This window comes from Butyrivibrio sp. INlla18 (assembly GCF_900103635.1).
Classification (GTDB): Bacteria; Bacillota; Clostridia; order Lachnospirales; family Lachnospiraceae; genus Butyrivibrio.
In genome coordinates this window covers 55,561-71,023 of sequence record NZ_FMXK01000007.1, presented here as the reverse complement: position 1 = coordinate 71,023, position 15,463 = coordinate 55,561, and the positions used below count along the sequence as shown (strand labels likewise).

10 protein-coding genes are annotated in these 15,463 nt (G+C 40.6%); all 10 read left to right on the top strand.

All coding sequences use genetic code 11. The features are described 5' to 3' along the window. The 10 genes from BLS24_RS05495 to BLS24_RS05450 all read left to right on the top strand — a co-directional run bounded on the left by BLS24_RS05495 (position 1) and on the right by BLS24_RS05450 (position 15,461). Complete coding sequence (locus tag BLS24_RS05495) at positions 1–1,311, top strand: ATP-binding protein (RefSeq protein ID WP_091756917.1); 1,311 nt, start codon at positions 1–3, stop codon at positions 1,309–1,311. Continuing rightward, positions 1,308–2,429, top strand: a complete 1,122-nt coding sequence (locus tag BLS24_RS05490; RefSeq protein WP_091756915.1) for a GGDEF domain-containing protein — start codon at positions 1,308–1,310, stop codon at positions 2,427–2,429. Before BLS24_RS05495 ends, BLS24_RS05490 begins: the two co-directional genes overlap by 4 nt. Before the next feature lie 845 nt (positions 2,430–3,274). Beyond that, complete coding sequence (locus BLS24_RS05485; protein ID WP_091757192.1) at positions 3,275–4,123, top strand: endo alpha-1,4 polygalactosaminidase; 849 nt, start codon at positions 3,275–3,277, stop codon at positions 4,121–4,123. Positions 4,124–4,174: 51 nt separating this feature from the next. Further along, a complete protein-coding gene (gene msrA, locus BLS24_RS05480) occupies positions 4,175–4,666 on the top strand; it encodes a peptide-methionine (S)-S-oxide reductase MsrA (RefSeq protein WP_091756913.1) in 492 nt (163 codons plus the stop codon). 106 nt (positions 4,667–4,772) lie between these two features. Beyond that, on the top strand, positions 4,773–6,812 hold the full coding sequence (locus tag BLS24_RS05475) for a methyl-accepting chemotaxis protein (protein WP_091756911.1): 2,040 nt from the start codon (positions 4,773–4,775) through the stop codon (positions 6,810–6,812). Positions 6,813–7,013: 201 nt separating this feature from the next. Then, the gene (locus BLS24_RS05470) at positions 7,014–9,959 is read left to right on the top strand and encodes a glycoside hydrolase family 3 N-terminal domain-containing protein (protein ID WP_091756909.1); all 2,946 of its coding nucleotides are present in this window, start codon (positions 7,014–7,016) and stop codon (positions 9,957–9,959) included. A 72-nt stretch (positions 9,960–10,031) separates the two neighbouring features. Further along, on the top strand, positions 10,032–12,458 hold the full coding sequence (locus tag BLS24_RS05465; protein WP_091756907.1) for a glycoside hydrolase family 3 C-terminal domain-containing protein: 2,427 nt from the start codon (positions 10,032–10,034) through the stop codon (positions 12,456–12,458). A 29-nt stretch (positions 12,459–12,487) separates the two neighbouring features. Further along, a complete protein-coding gene (locus BLS24_RS05460) occupies positions 12,488–13,045 on the top strand; it encodes a GtrA family protein (protein WP_091756905.1) in 558 nt (185 codons plus the stop codon). 142 nt (positions 13,046–13,187) lie between these two features. Beyond that, entirely contained in the window at positions 13,188–13,928 is a 741-nt protein-coding gene (locus tag BLS24_RS05455; RefSeq protein ID WP_091756903.1) for a nucleoside/nucleotide kinase family protein, read from the top strand. Positions 13,929–13,949: 21 nt separating this feature from the next. Further along, complete coding sequence (locus tag BLS24_RS05450) at positions 13,950–15,461, top strand: DHH family phosphoesterase (RefSeq protein WP_091756901.1); 1,512 nt, start codon at positions 13,950–13,952, stop codon at positions 15,459–15,461. Positions 15,462–15,463 lie beyond the last annotated feature (2 nt).

The following is a 15,463-nucleotide window of genomic DNA, read 5'->3' as shown; positions in this document are numbered from 1 at the left end:
ATGGAAAATATTTATCAGGACATACCACGAATATATACAGCTCTTGCCGAATGGCTTGCTTGTATGACCTATTGTCTGGTATTAAAAAGAAAGATCAATAACAGTATCTTTACTATCTTTTCTGTGTTTGCTTTGATCGCACAGAGTGTATTTCTTGTATTTACCAAGAATCTACCGGTGGTATTTTGGATCCCATGTATGCTTATTGCTGTGGGATTTATGTACCTTTTCTTATATCTTACATGTGACACCAGCAGAAATGTTGTTGGCTACTATTGCGCAAGAGCATTTCTTCTAGCAGAACTTGCAGCTTCTCTTGAATGGCAGCTTGCCTGCTTTTTCCTTACCAAAAACAATTCTAAGGCTATTCAGATCCTGATCTTGGTAGCAGTGTATGTTCTTGTCTTTACTTGGGCACACTACATGGAAGTTAGCATTACAAGAGGAATCTTTCAACTTGAGATCAATTATCATGAGCTGTGGGCAGCTATTGCCATTGCTGCAGCAATCTTTGCTTTTAGTAACCTTAGTTTCATAGTTCAGAATACTCCTTTTTCAGCAGGAGTCACCGCGGATGTTTTTTATATCAGAACACTTGTTGATATTGCTGGAATAATGATATTATATGTTTATCAAAGCAGAATATGTGAGCTTCTGGCAGAGAAAGAGCTTAGAAACATCCACTCTATGCTGAAGGCTCAGTATGATAAGTACAGGGGCTATCAAACTACTTTTGACATGATCAACATGAAGTATCATGACTTAAAGCATCAGATAGCAGGCCTTCGTTCTGAAATGAGTGATGAAGAGCGAAAGAAGTGGATCGATACTCTTGAACAAGAGCTTGAATCCTACAACCCTGAGCTTCAGACAGGTAACAGCGTTCTTGACACGCTTATTGCAGGTAAGATGATGAACTGTAGAGCCAATAATATCAAGATTACCTGCGTAGCTGATGGCAATATTCTTGATTTTATGCATGTTGCAGATATCTGTACTGTTTTTGGTAATGCCCTGGACAATGCCATTGAGAGTGTATCTCTCATCGAGGATCCTGAGAAAAGGCTTATTCACATGGCAATTTCTCCAAAGAAAAATTTTGTTCTTATACAGATCAATAATTATTGTGAGAATCGTATCACAATGAAAAATGGCTATCCTGTAACTACAAAGGCTGACAAGGGAAATCATGGATTCGGCCTTAAGAGTATCAGATATACTTTAGAGAAATATCACGGAACAGTTAACTTTGACATCAAAGACAATTGGTTTGAGCTTAAGATGCTCATTCCAAAAGGAGGAGTTTCTTGAACGTATTAGCAGTAGCAATTGCTGATAGCATGGGATTTATCCTGCTGATCGCATTGCTCATAAGTAGCCGCATAAGGCGTTCAAAAAGAGATCTTGAACTTAAGATCTTTACATATATAACCATTTTGACTTTGGTTTCCTGTGTTGTAGATTTCTTTTCCTTCTACTCTGATGGGAAGCCTGGGAGGCTGTGGCATTTTATAAATGTTTTTGCCAATACCTTTTGTTTCATGTCAAATCCGGTCTTTATATCATGCTGGTGCCTTTATGAGGACATCAAGCTTTACAACAGCAAGGCAAGAGTAAAGAGAATCTATACCAAGGCCTTTATACCAGCAGTGATAATGGTGATCGTGGCATTTTTAAACATCTTTTTCCCTATTATCTTTTATATCGATGAGGCAAATGTGTATCATAGATTAAATGCAAACTATGCGTTTTATGTTGTTGATCTGGGATATCTTGTAATGAGCATAGTGATACTTATCTGCTATGAAAAGAGATATGGAAAAGCAAAGTTTTTTCCATTATATCTGATGATGGGACCAATCGTACTTGGTACTGGTATTCAGGCTATGTTCTATGGCGTTTCACTTATCTGGGTGTCTCTTGCCATAGGTCTTACTGCTATTTATATGTCTCTTCAGAATGAATTTTCTTATCTTGATACTCTGACAGGACTTTATAACAGAGCCTATCTTGATTATCAGATGGATAACTTATTGAAGGACAAGAATTCTGTGATCGGAGCTATCATGATCGACGTTGATTACTTTAAAAAGATCAATGATACTCTTGGTCATTCATTCGGAGATGAAGCTCTTATAGATGTGGCACGTGTTATCATCCTTAGTAAACCTGACAAAGCCATAGCTACAAGATTTGCAGGAGATGAGTTCATCCTACTAGTAAGTAACACTAGTCACTACGAGATGCAGAACATTATCAGAAACATAAGGGAAGAGCTTAGGATCTTCAACGAAACAGAGGGTAGGCACTACAAACTTTCACTTTCTCTTGGTTATGCCATCTACGATGTAGACAAAGACGACCGAGATGGTTTCTTCCGCCGCATGGACGACAACATGTACGAAGAGAAAAAGCTCAAGCATGGGTGATTGGCACCGGGGTGTATTGACCACCCGGAACTTTCTTGGCCTACGGACGTGTGATGGTGCGGATGCTCCACTTTCGCTCTATAGTATTTTTCGCAGGATACATAAGACATTCATAATCCCCAAATAGATTTATTTCATGTTATTCATAACATAAATCTATTTGGGGATTTTTCATGCCATGTATCATCTGCGAAAAATAAATCGCTCAAGTGAACCATCCACACTCATCACACTGTAACGGTAGAAAACAAGCATGTTTAGCTTAGAACTCTACAAAGTTGATTTTTCGGCTAAAGAATTAGTGGCATAAAAAAACAAGAAGAATTACTGATTTAGCCGATAAACATAGATTTTAGATAAATAGGCTAATGTTTTTGTTTACTATCCATTTATAAGTGAGCACTAGTTATACAAAATATTAGCTGAATTAAGCAAGTCTAACTGTTTTCGGCTAAAGAACCACTTTGATTTCAAGAATAGATGAAGATATATATTAGCCGAAAACGTAAATTTCAATATTATTTGGCTAAGAGTACAGCTGTGAAAAGGCTATGGCCAGCCAAGGATTACCTACATCGGCCAAAATCGACAGCATGCAGGTAACAAAAACTAGCTGAAAAAGGCTATGGCTAGCCAAGGATTACCTACATCGGCCAAAATCGACAGCATGCAGGTAATAAAACTTGCTAGAAAAGTGTCCCAGCTAGCCAAACAATACCTACATTAGCCACAAACCCTCGATTGCAGGTAATCAGTGGTGGCGATCGCTACACCCCCTCCCTCCTCCCCACAGTTCACAATTTTTTAATTTGTTTTTACTCCCGTTATCTGCTATGTTTGTTTTTATGAAAAAGAAGAAACTTGTTACTAACTTAATAATAGCTGTAGCCCTCATTATACTGGCTATAGGAAACTTGAATTTCTCATCATCGGCATCTACCAAGACTTCCACCAAGAAATACCCTTACGGAGTCTTTATTGGTGCGGATTCAGATGCCATTAGCAAGATGAAAAGTTACGAGATCGTAGTCATTGACGCTCAGTACTTTACCAAGAAGGAGATTAAGCAGCTTAAGGACAGCGGCTGCACAGTCTATAGCTATATTAACGTAGGCTCGATAGAGAATTTTAGACCATATTATGAAGATTACAAGTATCTGACTCTTGGAGCTTATGAGAATTGGGAAGAGGAGAGCTGGATTGACGTTTCAGATAAGTCTTGGCAGAAGTTCATCACAGATAAGCTTGCAAAAGAGCTTGTAGCAAAGGGAATTGATGGATTTTTTGTGGATAATACTGATGTTTATTACTGTTACAAGACTCAGAAGATATATGAGGGACTTACAACGATCCTCAAGGGACTTAAGAAAACTGGTAAATATGTCTGCATAAACGGTGGAGATACTTACATCACAGAGTTTATTACCAAGAATGGATCAGCTGATGATGTAGCTGATGCAGTTAATCAAGAATCAGTCTTTAGTGAGATAGATTGGGACAATGATTCTTTTACCAAGAAATCGGCAGAAGATAGCCGGTACTTCAAGGAATATGTAGAACTTGCTGCTGGTAAGGGACTTGATATCTATCTTCTGGAATATACTACTGATAATAAGTTAATTGGACATGTCAAGAAGTACTGCTCAGATAATGATTTCAAGTATTACATATCTGATAGTTTAGAGCTTAAGTAATTAACAGGTCTGACATCAGATAGATATAAAACATAAAAGAGGAGAAAGGTTATGAAAGCACATTTTGCCGGGGGATGTTTTTGGTGCGTAACACCAATTTATAAAATGTATGGAGTTGATAAGGTTATCTGCGGCTATTCTGGCGGAGACGAAGTTAATCCTACCTATGAGGACGTTAAGGCCCAGAAGACCGGACACCGCGAGACTATTGAGCTTGTTTATGATCCTGAGAAGGTTTCATATGATAAGCTTCTAGATATCTTTTTTGCCAATGTAGATCCATTTGACCCTGAGGGACAGTTCATTGACAAGGGCTTTTCATATACATTGGCTATCTATTACAGCACAGAAGAGGAAAAACTTCGTGCCCAGAACCGTATTCACAAGCTAGAAGAGGAGTCTGGCAAGAAGACCTACGTTGCTATCGAAAAATTCAAGAGTTTCTATGAGGCAGAGGAGTATCATCAGGATTATTACTTAAAAAATCCAGAGGCATTTGAAAAAGAGATGATAGAATCCGGAAGACAATCTAAAAAGCATTAAAAGATTATTAAAAAACCGTCCATTCGCTTTTTTTTCTCAGACAATAAAAATATAATTAATATATGAGTATATGCGTTTTAGAACCATTTTTTATGGAGGTAAGACCATGTCTGCAGAAAATAAGAATGCAAACGGAATAAAATTTGTTGACAGTATTAAGACCAAGCTTATTGGTATCATGATTCTTGTTGCGGCAGTTCCACTGGCTGTAGCAGTTATCGTAAGTTATAATACTTCAACCAGTAAGGCACTTCTTGATGCTGAAGATGCTGCTGAATGGCAGGTTTGGTATGTAGAATCCCAGTTTGAGAATGCTTGTAATACTAACCTGACGACCATCAAAAACATTGCTTCTAACCCAACGGTAGTGGCATATGTTAGTGGTGATAGCAGCATACCATACGAAGAGGTTCAGGATATCGTCAGAAGAGCTGATGATGTCATGAATGATGGCGTCATTACATCTATTGCAGGTCCATCTGGAATGCAGGTAGTCAGGACAGAGGGTGACTTTATAGATGTATCAGAGAGAGAGTATTTCCAGGAAGCTATCAAAGGTAATACTTATATTTCTAACGTAATGGTCAGCAAGACAACTGGAAAGAGAATGGTCACATTCGCGACACCTGTCATGAATGGCAACAAGATTGTTGGTGTTGCCCACAGAAACTATGACCTCGATAATTTCCACGAACTTTTGGCAAAAGATACTACGAATGCATTTATGGTAGATAGAGAAGGCACTCTATGTGCTCATGCTGCTTATGTAGTAGGTGAAGGTGATAATACTAACGAAGATTTTTCTTATCTGCAGTTATTTTCTAATACCGAAGAAGAAGGCTTCTACCTTGAAAAAGCTTATAATGATTCTTATATAGCTTTTGCAAGAGATCCCAATTCTGGATTTGTCATTGCAACAGCTACAGCTGAATCAGAAGTGCTTGGTGCTGCAAGAAAATCAGCTATTATTGTCATTGCTGTTGGAGTGGGACTTCTTATTGTAGCTATAATCATTTCGCTTCTCATGGCAAAGAGTTTTACAGAGCCTATAAAAGCAGTCCAGAAGTCGCTTGAAGCTCTTTCTGATGGAAGATTTAAAATGGTTGAAAAGCATGATGCCAGAAAAGACGAATTTGGACTTATTTCCAAAGCCACTAACTCCTTGATTGAAACATTAGATGGTATTGTTACCAATATAAAGAGATCTGCAGATGATGTGGGAAAATCATCTGAGGAACTTTCAGATATGGCGAACCAGATATCGCAGACTGCAGAAGATGTTTCTAATGCAGTTCAGGAGATAGCATCAGGTGCAACACAGCAGGCTGACGAGATTCAGAGTGCTTCTGAGAATGTTGGTCGAATTGGTGATGCTGTAGGAAGTGTACAGAATTCTTCCGGAGATCTTACAAACCTTGCTGGTAAGATGAAAGAAGCTTCAGAGGTTTCAAGTAAATCTCTTCAGTCCCTTCAGGATTCATCCTCAGAGATGACAGCTAAGATTGATGATATTGCTAATACTATCCAGGCAACTAAGGATGCAGTTAATACTATCAGCGAAAAGGTAGAAGGCATTACATCTATCGCAACTCAGACAAACCTTCTTTCACTTAATGCTTCAATTGAGGCTGCTAGAGCTGGTGAAGCTGGCAAGGGATTTGCGGTAGTTGCAGAAGAGATTGGTAAGCTTGCTGATGATTCTAAGGAAATGGCAGATGACATCAGAAAAGAGATGGAGGTTCTGCTTGAACAGTCTGAAGCAGCAGTTGCAGCTGCAGATGAGGTTAAAAAAGGCAACAGTGATCAGCAGATTGCTCTTGGAGAGACCCTTGATGCAGTTAATGGCATGCTTGATGATATTGGAAGCACAGTTGGAGGTGTTCAGCTTATTTCTGAAGGAGCTGATACCTGCGAAACATCCAAGAATGCGGTTGTTGATACAATGAGTGCTCTCTCGGCTATTTCAGAGGAAAACGCAGCTTCCTCAGAAGAGACAGGAGCATCGATGCAGGAACTATCTGCTACCGTTACAACGCTTGCTGGATCTGCTAATGGTCTTAAGGATATAGCAGAAAAGCTCAATGAAGAAATGAAGTTCTTTAAAGATAGCGCAGATGTTGAAATAGCGGAAGAAACTGCAGAATAACATATTTTTGTAGGACATCAAAAAATCTTTAATACATTTCATGACAAAAATCGTGCAGTTTGTGACAAAAACGGCACGATTTTTTGTTTGTGATAATCTGAAAATGTAGTTATCTGCCAGTGACCCAAAATGGCAGGAAAACGTAGAAAGTAACTGCAGCCTGAACACCTGCAGTGCTAAATAAAAAGGGAGGTTCAAAATATGTTATCTATTAATATGGATGACGTCCTTAACGTCTTAACATCGATCAGATCATACTTGATTGCTATCGGTGTTATCATCGCTATCGCAGTCGTATTAATGATTGCAGTTATGAAACTTAATAAGCCTGTTAAAAAGCTTATTAGGGGCACAGCTTTAGTAGCTATGCTGACTGGTATTGTTGTTTGTGTAAATATGATCTGTTCAGGTCCTATGAGCACAATGCTCGATCTTGTAAGTGGAAGTGGAACAATTTCCAAGACTACTTCAGACGAGACCACAGTTCTTGCACAGGATATCGCAAGAGAGGGTATTGTTCTTCTTGAAAACAATGACAATACACTTCCTGTTGCTTCTGGTAGCAAGTTAAATGTATTTGGATGGGCTTCAACAAATCCTATCCTTGGTGGAGCTGGTTCAGGTGCTCTTAACGATGCATATGATCAGATCTCACTTCTTCAGTCTCTTTCAGACGCTGGTATTGAAACTAACTCAGAACTTACACAGTTCTATACAGACTACAAGGCTGACAGACCTGTAGTTGGAATGTGGAATCAGGATTGGACACTTCCTGAACCTAACGTATCTCTTTATTCTGATGAGCTTATGGCAAATGCAAAGAGCTTCTCAGATACAGCAATGATCGTTATCAGCCGTTCAGGTGGTGAGGGTGCTGACCTTCCTACAGACATGAATGCTGTAGTTGATGGCTCTTACATGGATGGAACTACATACACAGCTGGAACTTATGATGATACATTAAATGAAGGCAATGACTGGGATGCAGGTGATCACTATCTTCAGCTTACAAACAGAGAAGAAGAGATGATTGATCTTGTTTGTGCTAACTTCGACAAGGTAGTTCTTGTTTACAACGGTGCAAACGCATTCGAGCTTGGCTTTATAAAAGATCACCCACAGATCAAGTCAGTTCTTTGGGTAGCTGGTATGGGTCACGTTGGTATGGAGGCCCTTGGTGAGATCGTAGCAGGTGAGGTTAACCCATCTGGTAAGACAATCGACACATATGTTTATGATATGGAAAAGACACCTTGGTGGAACAACTTCGGTGACTTCAACTATACAAACATGGATGAGTTTGCTTATACATCTACTGGATTCACAGGAAACGAATCTACAGCAGAAGTATCATTCATCAACTATGTAGAGGGAATCTACGTTGGTTATAAGTTCTATGAGACAGCTGCTCTTGAAGGACTTATCAACTATGATGAGATGGTTCAGTATCCATTCGGTTATGGACTTTCTTATACAACATTTGAGCAGACAATGGGTGACATCACAGAGGCAGATGGTAAGATCAGCTTCGATGTTACTGTTACTAACACAGGTTCTGTAGCTGGTAAGGATGTAGTAGAAGTTTACTACAACCCACCATACGTAAGTGGTGGTATCGAGAAGGCATCTGCTAATCTTGTTCAGTTTGACAAGACACAGCTTCTTGAGCCAGGTGCATCAGAGACTATCAATATCTCTTTTGCAGTAGAAGATATGGCATCATATGATTACCAGAACGCAAAGGCTTATGTTCTTGAGGCTGGTGACTATGTGATCTCAATCAACTCAGATTCACACAACGTTATTGATTCTAAGACATACACTGTAGATTCTACAGTAACTTATAGCGGATCAAACTCAAGAGAGAGCGATCTTGTTACAGCAACAAATACATTTGATTATGCAGAAGGTGACATTGAGTACCTTTCAAGAGCAGATGGATTTGCTAACTACGCTGCAGCTACAGCAGCTCCAAAGAGCTACGAGATGGCAGCAGATGCTAAGGCATCTTTCTACAACATCAGTAACTATTTATCAGCAGAAGCTACAGCAGCTGATGAAGATGCAAATGCTGAGGCAGTTACAACTGGTGCTGAGACAACACTTAAGCTTGCAGACCTTAGAGGTCTTGATAAGAACGATCCTAAGTGGGATGAGCTTCTTAACAGCATGTCACTTGATGATATGAATGCTCTTATCTCTCTTGGTGGATATCAGACAAACTCAGTTGATTCAATTGGTAAGGTTCGTACAAATGACTGTGACGGTCCTGCTTCTATCAACAACAACTTCACAGGTGTTGGATCACTTGGATTCCCTGTTGGAGTAACAATTGCAGCTACTTACAACAAAGAGCTTGCTTATTCATTTGGTGATTACATCGGCAAGATGGCTGATGAGATGGATGTTTCAGGTTGGTATGCACCAGCTATGAATATTCACAGAACGGCATTTGCTGGACGTAACTTTGAGTACTATTCAGAGGATCCTATCCTTTCAGGATATGTTGCTTCTGAAGCTTGTAAGGGTTCATGGGCTAACGGAGTATATGCTTATATCAAGCACTTCGCTATGAACGATCAGGAAGAGAACAGATGCGATATGCTCTGCACATGGTCAAATGAGCAGGCTATCCGTGAGACTTACCTTAGACCTTTCGAGATCTGCGTAAAGAACGTTGATATGTGTGCTGTAATGTCATCATTCAACTACATTGGTAACCGTTGGGCAGGTGGTTCTGCATCACTCCTTAAGACAGTACTTAGAGATGAGTGGGGCTTTAAGGGCTTCGTTCTTACTGACTACTTCGGAGTATATGGCTACATGTCATCTGACCAGGCTATCAGAAACGGTACAGACTGTATGCTTGTTAACTATCCAACAGCTACAAACAATGTACAGTTCAGAGATACAAACGGCGCTCAGCAGGCTATGAGAGATGCTACCAAGAATATCCTTTATACAGTAGTTAACAGCCGTGCTTATGCACCTGAAAACCTCACAATGGGAATGGCTTCTTGGAAGAAGCTCATGATCGTACTTGATGTTATCTTCGGTGCTCTTATGGTTTGCCTTATGGCAATCTTCATTAAGAACTTCTTAAAGAGAAAGAAAGAAGAAGCACCTGCAGCATCAGCAGAGGAATAAAACTTTAATGTGAGTCGGTGCCTGCTTTAATAAGCGGGCACCAGACTTACTTATTTAGTAAAGGGGAAAAGAATGAAACATCAGGATATCATTGAGAAGATGACAATCGAAGAGAAGGCAGCTTTTTTAAGCGGCAAGGGGGAATGGCAGACCAGAGATTTTGAGAGGCTTGGAATTCCTTCTATTTTCTGTTCTGACGGACCTCACGGTATCAGGAAACAGGCAGGTGCTGGGGATCACCTTGGACTTAACGCATCATTGCCTGCAACATGTTTCCCTACAGCAGCAACTATAGCAAACAGCTGGGATGAAGAACTTGGAGAGACTCTCGGCGAAACTCTTGGTGAAGAGGCTATGGCAGAAGGGGTTAACGTTTTATTGGGACCTGGCCTTAACATCAAAAGAAGTCCACTTTGTGGCAGAAACTTTGAGTATTTTTCAGAGGACCCTTATCTTGCAGGTAAGATGGCTGCTTCCTACGTTAGAGGAATTCAGTCACAGGGCGTTTATGCATGTCCAAAGCACTTTGCGGTAAACTCTCAGGAGCTTCGCAGAATGGCCATGAACGCAGTGATAGATGAGAGAACTTTAAGAGAGATATATCTTACAGGTTTTGAGATTGCTGTAAAAGAGGGAAAGGCTAAGACTATCATGTCTGCCTACAATGAGGTTAATGGTGTTTATGCCAACGAGAACAAGCATCTTTTGAATGATATTTTGAGAGATGAATGGGGCTTTGATGGAATCGTAATTACAGACTGGGGAGCTTCAAATGATCATGCTCTTGGAGTTGTGGCTGGTTCTAACCTCGAGATGCCAAATCCTGGTCTTGATTCAGCAAGAGAGCTCATTGCAGCAGTAGAGAGCGGCAAGATCAAGATGGAAGATCTTGATGCCAGAGTTGATGAGCTTTTAGATGCAGTTATGACTCTTTATGTAAATGCTCAGGGCAAGAGTGATGAGTTCGACAAGAATGCCCATCATCAGATTGCCAGAAGAGCAGCATCAGAGAGTGCAGTTCTTTTGAAAAATGAAGGAAATACACTTCCTCTTAAGGCAGGAACTAAGGTTGCTGTTATTGGTGACTTTGCATTTGTTCCAAGATACCAGGGCGCTGGATCTTCACTTGTTAATCCTACTAAGATCGAGACAATATCTGAGATGATCGGTTCTTATGACCTTCAGGTTGTTGGTATGAGTAGGGGCTACTCAAGAAACGGTGAAGAGGATGCAGTCACCAGAAAAGAAGCTCTTGATATAGCAGCTAAGGCTGATGTAGTTCTTTACTTCTTTGGACTTAATGAGGACAGCGAGTCAGAGGGAATGGACAGAACTCACATGAGAATTCCTCAGAACCAGATCAATCTCCTTCAGGAGCTTGGACAGGTTAACCCTAACCTTGTAGGTGTTATCAGTGCTGGTTCAGCTATTGAGATGCCATGGCATCACTACCTTAAGGCAATGCTTCACTGCTACCTCAACGGACAGGCAGGTGCTGGAGCCGTTCTCGATATCCTTATGGGCAAGGTTAATCCTTCCGGTAAGATATCTGAGACTATTCCTAGAAGATTAGAGGATACACCTGCATACCGCTATTATCCTAGCCAGGAGAGAACTTCAGAGTACAGAGAGAGCCTTTATGTTGGTTATAGATACTATGACACAGCCAAGGTTCCAGTTCTTTATCCATTTGGTTTTGGACTTTCTTACACAAGTTTTGAGTACAGCGATATCAAGGTAACTGATGACAAGGTATCTTTTACCATCAAAAATACAGGTAGCTTCGACGGAGCAGAGGTAGCTCAGCTCTATGTTGGACTTCCAGGTGCTAAGGTATTCAGACCAGAAAAAGAGCTTAAGGGCTTTGCTAAGGTATATTTAAAAGTCGGCGAGAGCAAGGAAGTTTCAATTGCATTTGATGACAAGACTTTCCGCTACTGGAATGTAAAGACAAATAAGTGGGAAGTAGAAGATGGAAATTATCAGATCATGATCGGTGCAAGTAGCGCTGACATCAAGCTTGAAGCTAATATCATGAAGGCTGAAACAACAGATACTATGCCTTATGACAAGGCAGAGCTTCCTTCATACTATACAGGCAAGATTGAGTCAGTAGAGGCTTCTGAGTATACAAAGCTCCTTGGAAGAAGTATTCCTGACGGTAAGTGGAGCGGCAAGCTTGGACCAAACGATGCTATCTGCCAGATGTACTATGCAAAGAGCGGACTTGCAAGATTTGCATACAATCGTCTTACAGCAATGAAGAAAAAGGCTGATGAGAGCGGCAAGCCAGATCTTAATATCCTGTTCATCTACAATATGCCATTTAGAGCAATGGCCAAGATGACAGCTGGCGCTGTAAGTATGGAAATGGTCGACGGAATTGTAGAGCTTGTGAATGGTCATTTCTTTGGCGGACTTGGCAAGATCATAGGTGGCTACTTTAGAAACAGTAAGAAAAACAAAGCCTATGAGGCGAAAATAAAAGAAGCTAAATAAGCTTTTGTTTGATTGGAGGATTTATTATTATGAAGTGGTGGAATGATTTTGTAGAAAAACACCCAAAGGCAGCTCAGTGGATCAGAGAAGGCGGACTTTTCGTGATCGTATCTAACGTGATCACAGTGTTCAAATATCTTATCCTGCAGTTCCTGCCTTATGCATTTAGAGGACTTGGAGATAGAGCCTTTGGATGGCCAGGCATTCCTGTTAATTTATTTGGTGTTGATTTTAAGTGGAACATTCTTGGTTATGATACAGCACAGGGCGGACTTGCTTACTTTGCTGCTTACATGGTAGCTATGGTCATTGGCGAGGTTGTAAACTTCCCTATCCAGCGTAACTTCGTGTTCCGCAGTAAGGGTAAGGTTTGGTATCAGGCAATGTGGTACTTCCTTGCATTCTGTGTGATCACATGTATCGTTAACTCTATCAACTGCGTATGGGTAGCTGTCGCAGGCCAGTTTGTACCTGACTTTGTTTATAACATTGGCACAACAGTCCTTAACGGCGGCGTAAGTATGGTGATCTTCTTCTTTGTTAACAAGATCATCTTCCCAGAAGGCGAAGCAAAAAAAGAGGCTTAAAAACAGACTCGGCACATAAAAACAAATAAAGAATCCTTGTATCTGCGGACTATTCCGGATGGTACAAGGATTTTTGCATTAACAGGAAAAATCATTTAAAATTGTAGGAACTAAATTTAGACATGAAGGTGAGTTTTGTTTTATGGAATATAAGGCAAATATCAACGGCATAGATATAGAAGCAGTGTACAGTCAGGAGTCGATAGATGGCATATTCAAGCCTCTTTTACTAAAACTGTCCCAAATGCATGATGAAAAGAAGAAAAGGATCCTTGTAATGCTTGCAGCCCCGCCAGGAGCCGGCAAGAGCACTCTTGTGAGCTTTTTAGAAAAGCTGTCAAAAGAGGTTATTCCAGGCAAAAAGTTGCAGGCAATCGGTATGGATGGCTTCCACAGGAGGCAGGAATATCTTTTGACCCATAAGACCATGGTGGACGGTAGAGAGCTTCCTATGGTTGATATCAAGGGAGCGCCTGTAACCTTCGACAGTGAGGCTCTTAGGTGCAAGATCCAGGAGGTTTGCAGGGAAAAGAGCTGCAAATGGCCTATATATGACAGGCTCCTTCATAACCCAGTTGAGGATGCCATAACAGTTGATGGCGATATTGTACTTTTGGAAGGAAATTACCTTTTAGCTGATATTGATGGATTTAGGGATCTATCAGAGCTTGCTGACTATACCATTTCAATTTCTGCCAAGGAAGAGCTTCTGAGGAAAAGACTTATAGATAGGAAAGAGGCTAGTGGCAACACTAGGCAGAAGGCCGAAAAGTTCGTTGATTTTAGCGATATGGCCAATGTAAGGCTGTGCCTTCAAAAGACAAGGAAAGCAGATCTTGAGCTAGTTGTAAGCTCAGATACCGGCGAACTTGTTTTAAGATAATTTGTTTTAGTGAGATGTTTTATGAAGTTAAAAGATTTACTTAAGTTTGATGATATTGTGATCCAGTGCCATGATAACCCGGATGCAGATGCCCTTGCATCGGGATATGGCCTTTACTGGTATTTTAAGCGCCTTAATAAGCAGGTTAGATTTATTTACAGAGGCTCCAACAAGATTCAGAAGAGCAATCTCCTTATTATGGTAAAAGAGCTGGATATTCCGGTAGAATACGCTCCTGACTTTGATGAAGAGCCAGAGCTTTTGATAACTGTGGACTGTCAGTATGGTCAGCGAAATGTGGCTAAGTCTAAGGCCAAGAACGTAGCTGTAATTGATCATCACCAAAAGACTGTGGAGCTTCCAGAGCTTTCAGAAGTCAGAAGCAGTGTAGGAAGTGCTTCGACCATAGTGTGGGACATGCTTATGGATGAGGGCTATGAGATCGATATGAAGCTTTCCACAGCTCTTTATTACGGATTATTCTGTGATACCAATAAGTTTTCTGAGGTTTCCCATCCTTTTGACAGGGATATGATGGATGAACTTGTGGTAAACAAAAGTCTCATTGTGAAGATGCGAAATTCCAATATGTCTTTGGATGAGCTCAAGATCACTGGAAAGGCCATACTCGGATATGAGTTTTTTGCTGAAAAGAAGTATCTTATCATAGAATCTGAGCCCTGTGACCCGAATATTTTAGGGGTTATGAGCGATTTTTCCCTTGAAACAGAAGGAGTTGACGTGTGCCTTGCCTACTATGTAGGAAAGGATGAAATTAAGTTTTCAGTCAGAAGCTGCGCAAAAGAAGTGCATGCAAACGAGCTTGCATTCTTTCTTGCTGAAGGTGTTGGCGGTGGCGGAGGACATATCTACAAAGCAGGTGGTACCATGAGGCCTGAGCTGGTGGCAGGCAAACAAACACAGATCCAAGGCTCTTTTCAAGATGGCGCTGAATGGTACATAAAGCACAGGATGGAAGAGTACTTTGATAGCTATGATGTGATCATCGCAAGGAATACTTTGCTTGATACATCCTCTATGGACAGATATGTTAAGATTCCTTGTAAAAGAGGCTGTGCCAAGCTTACGGATATTTTCCCGGAGAACACCAGGGTTTCTATCAGAACCCTTGAGGGTGACATAGACATCACAGTTAATGATCAGCTTTATGTGATGATAGGAATAGAAGGCGAGATATACCCTATTGATGCCAGGAAGCTTAAGAGAAGCTATTCTTTGGCCAATGAGGAGTATGATGTGAATCTTGAGTACAATCCGACTATTAAGGATTGTGCTTCCGGTGAAAAGAAACAGATTTTGGCTTATGCCAGGACCATAATCCCAAGGGATGATCATTCTGTGATATTTGCTTCGCGGATAAAAAAGACTGTGAAGATCTTTACCATGTGGGATGAGGAAAGATATTATCTGGGAAATCCCGGAGATTATATTGCATGTCGCGAAGACGACCTTCATGACATATATATCATCAAAGAAAGACTTTTTGATCAGCTTTATACTCGTAAAAAATAATA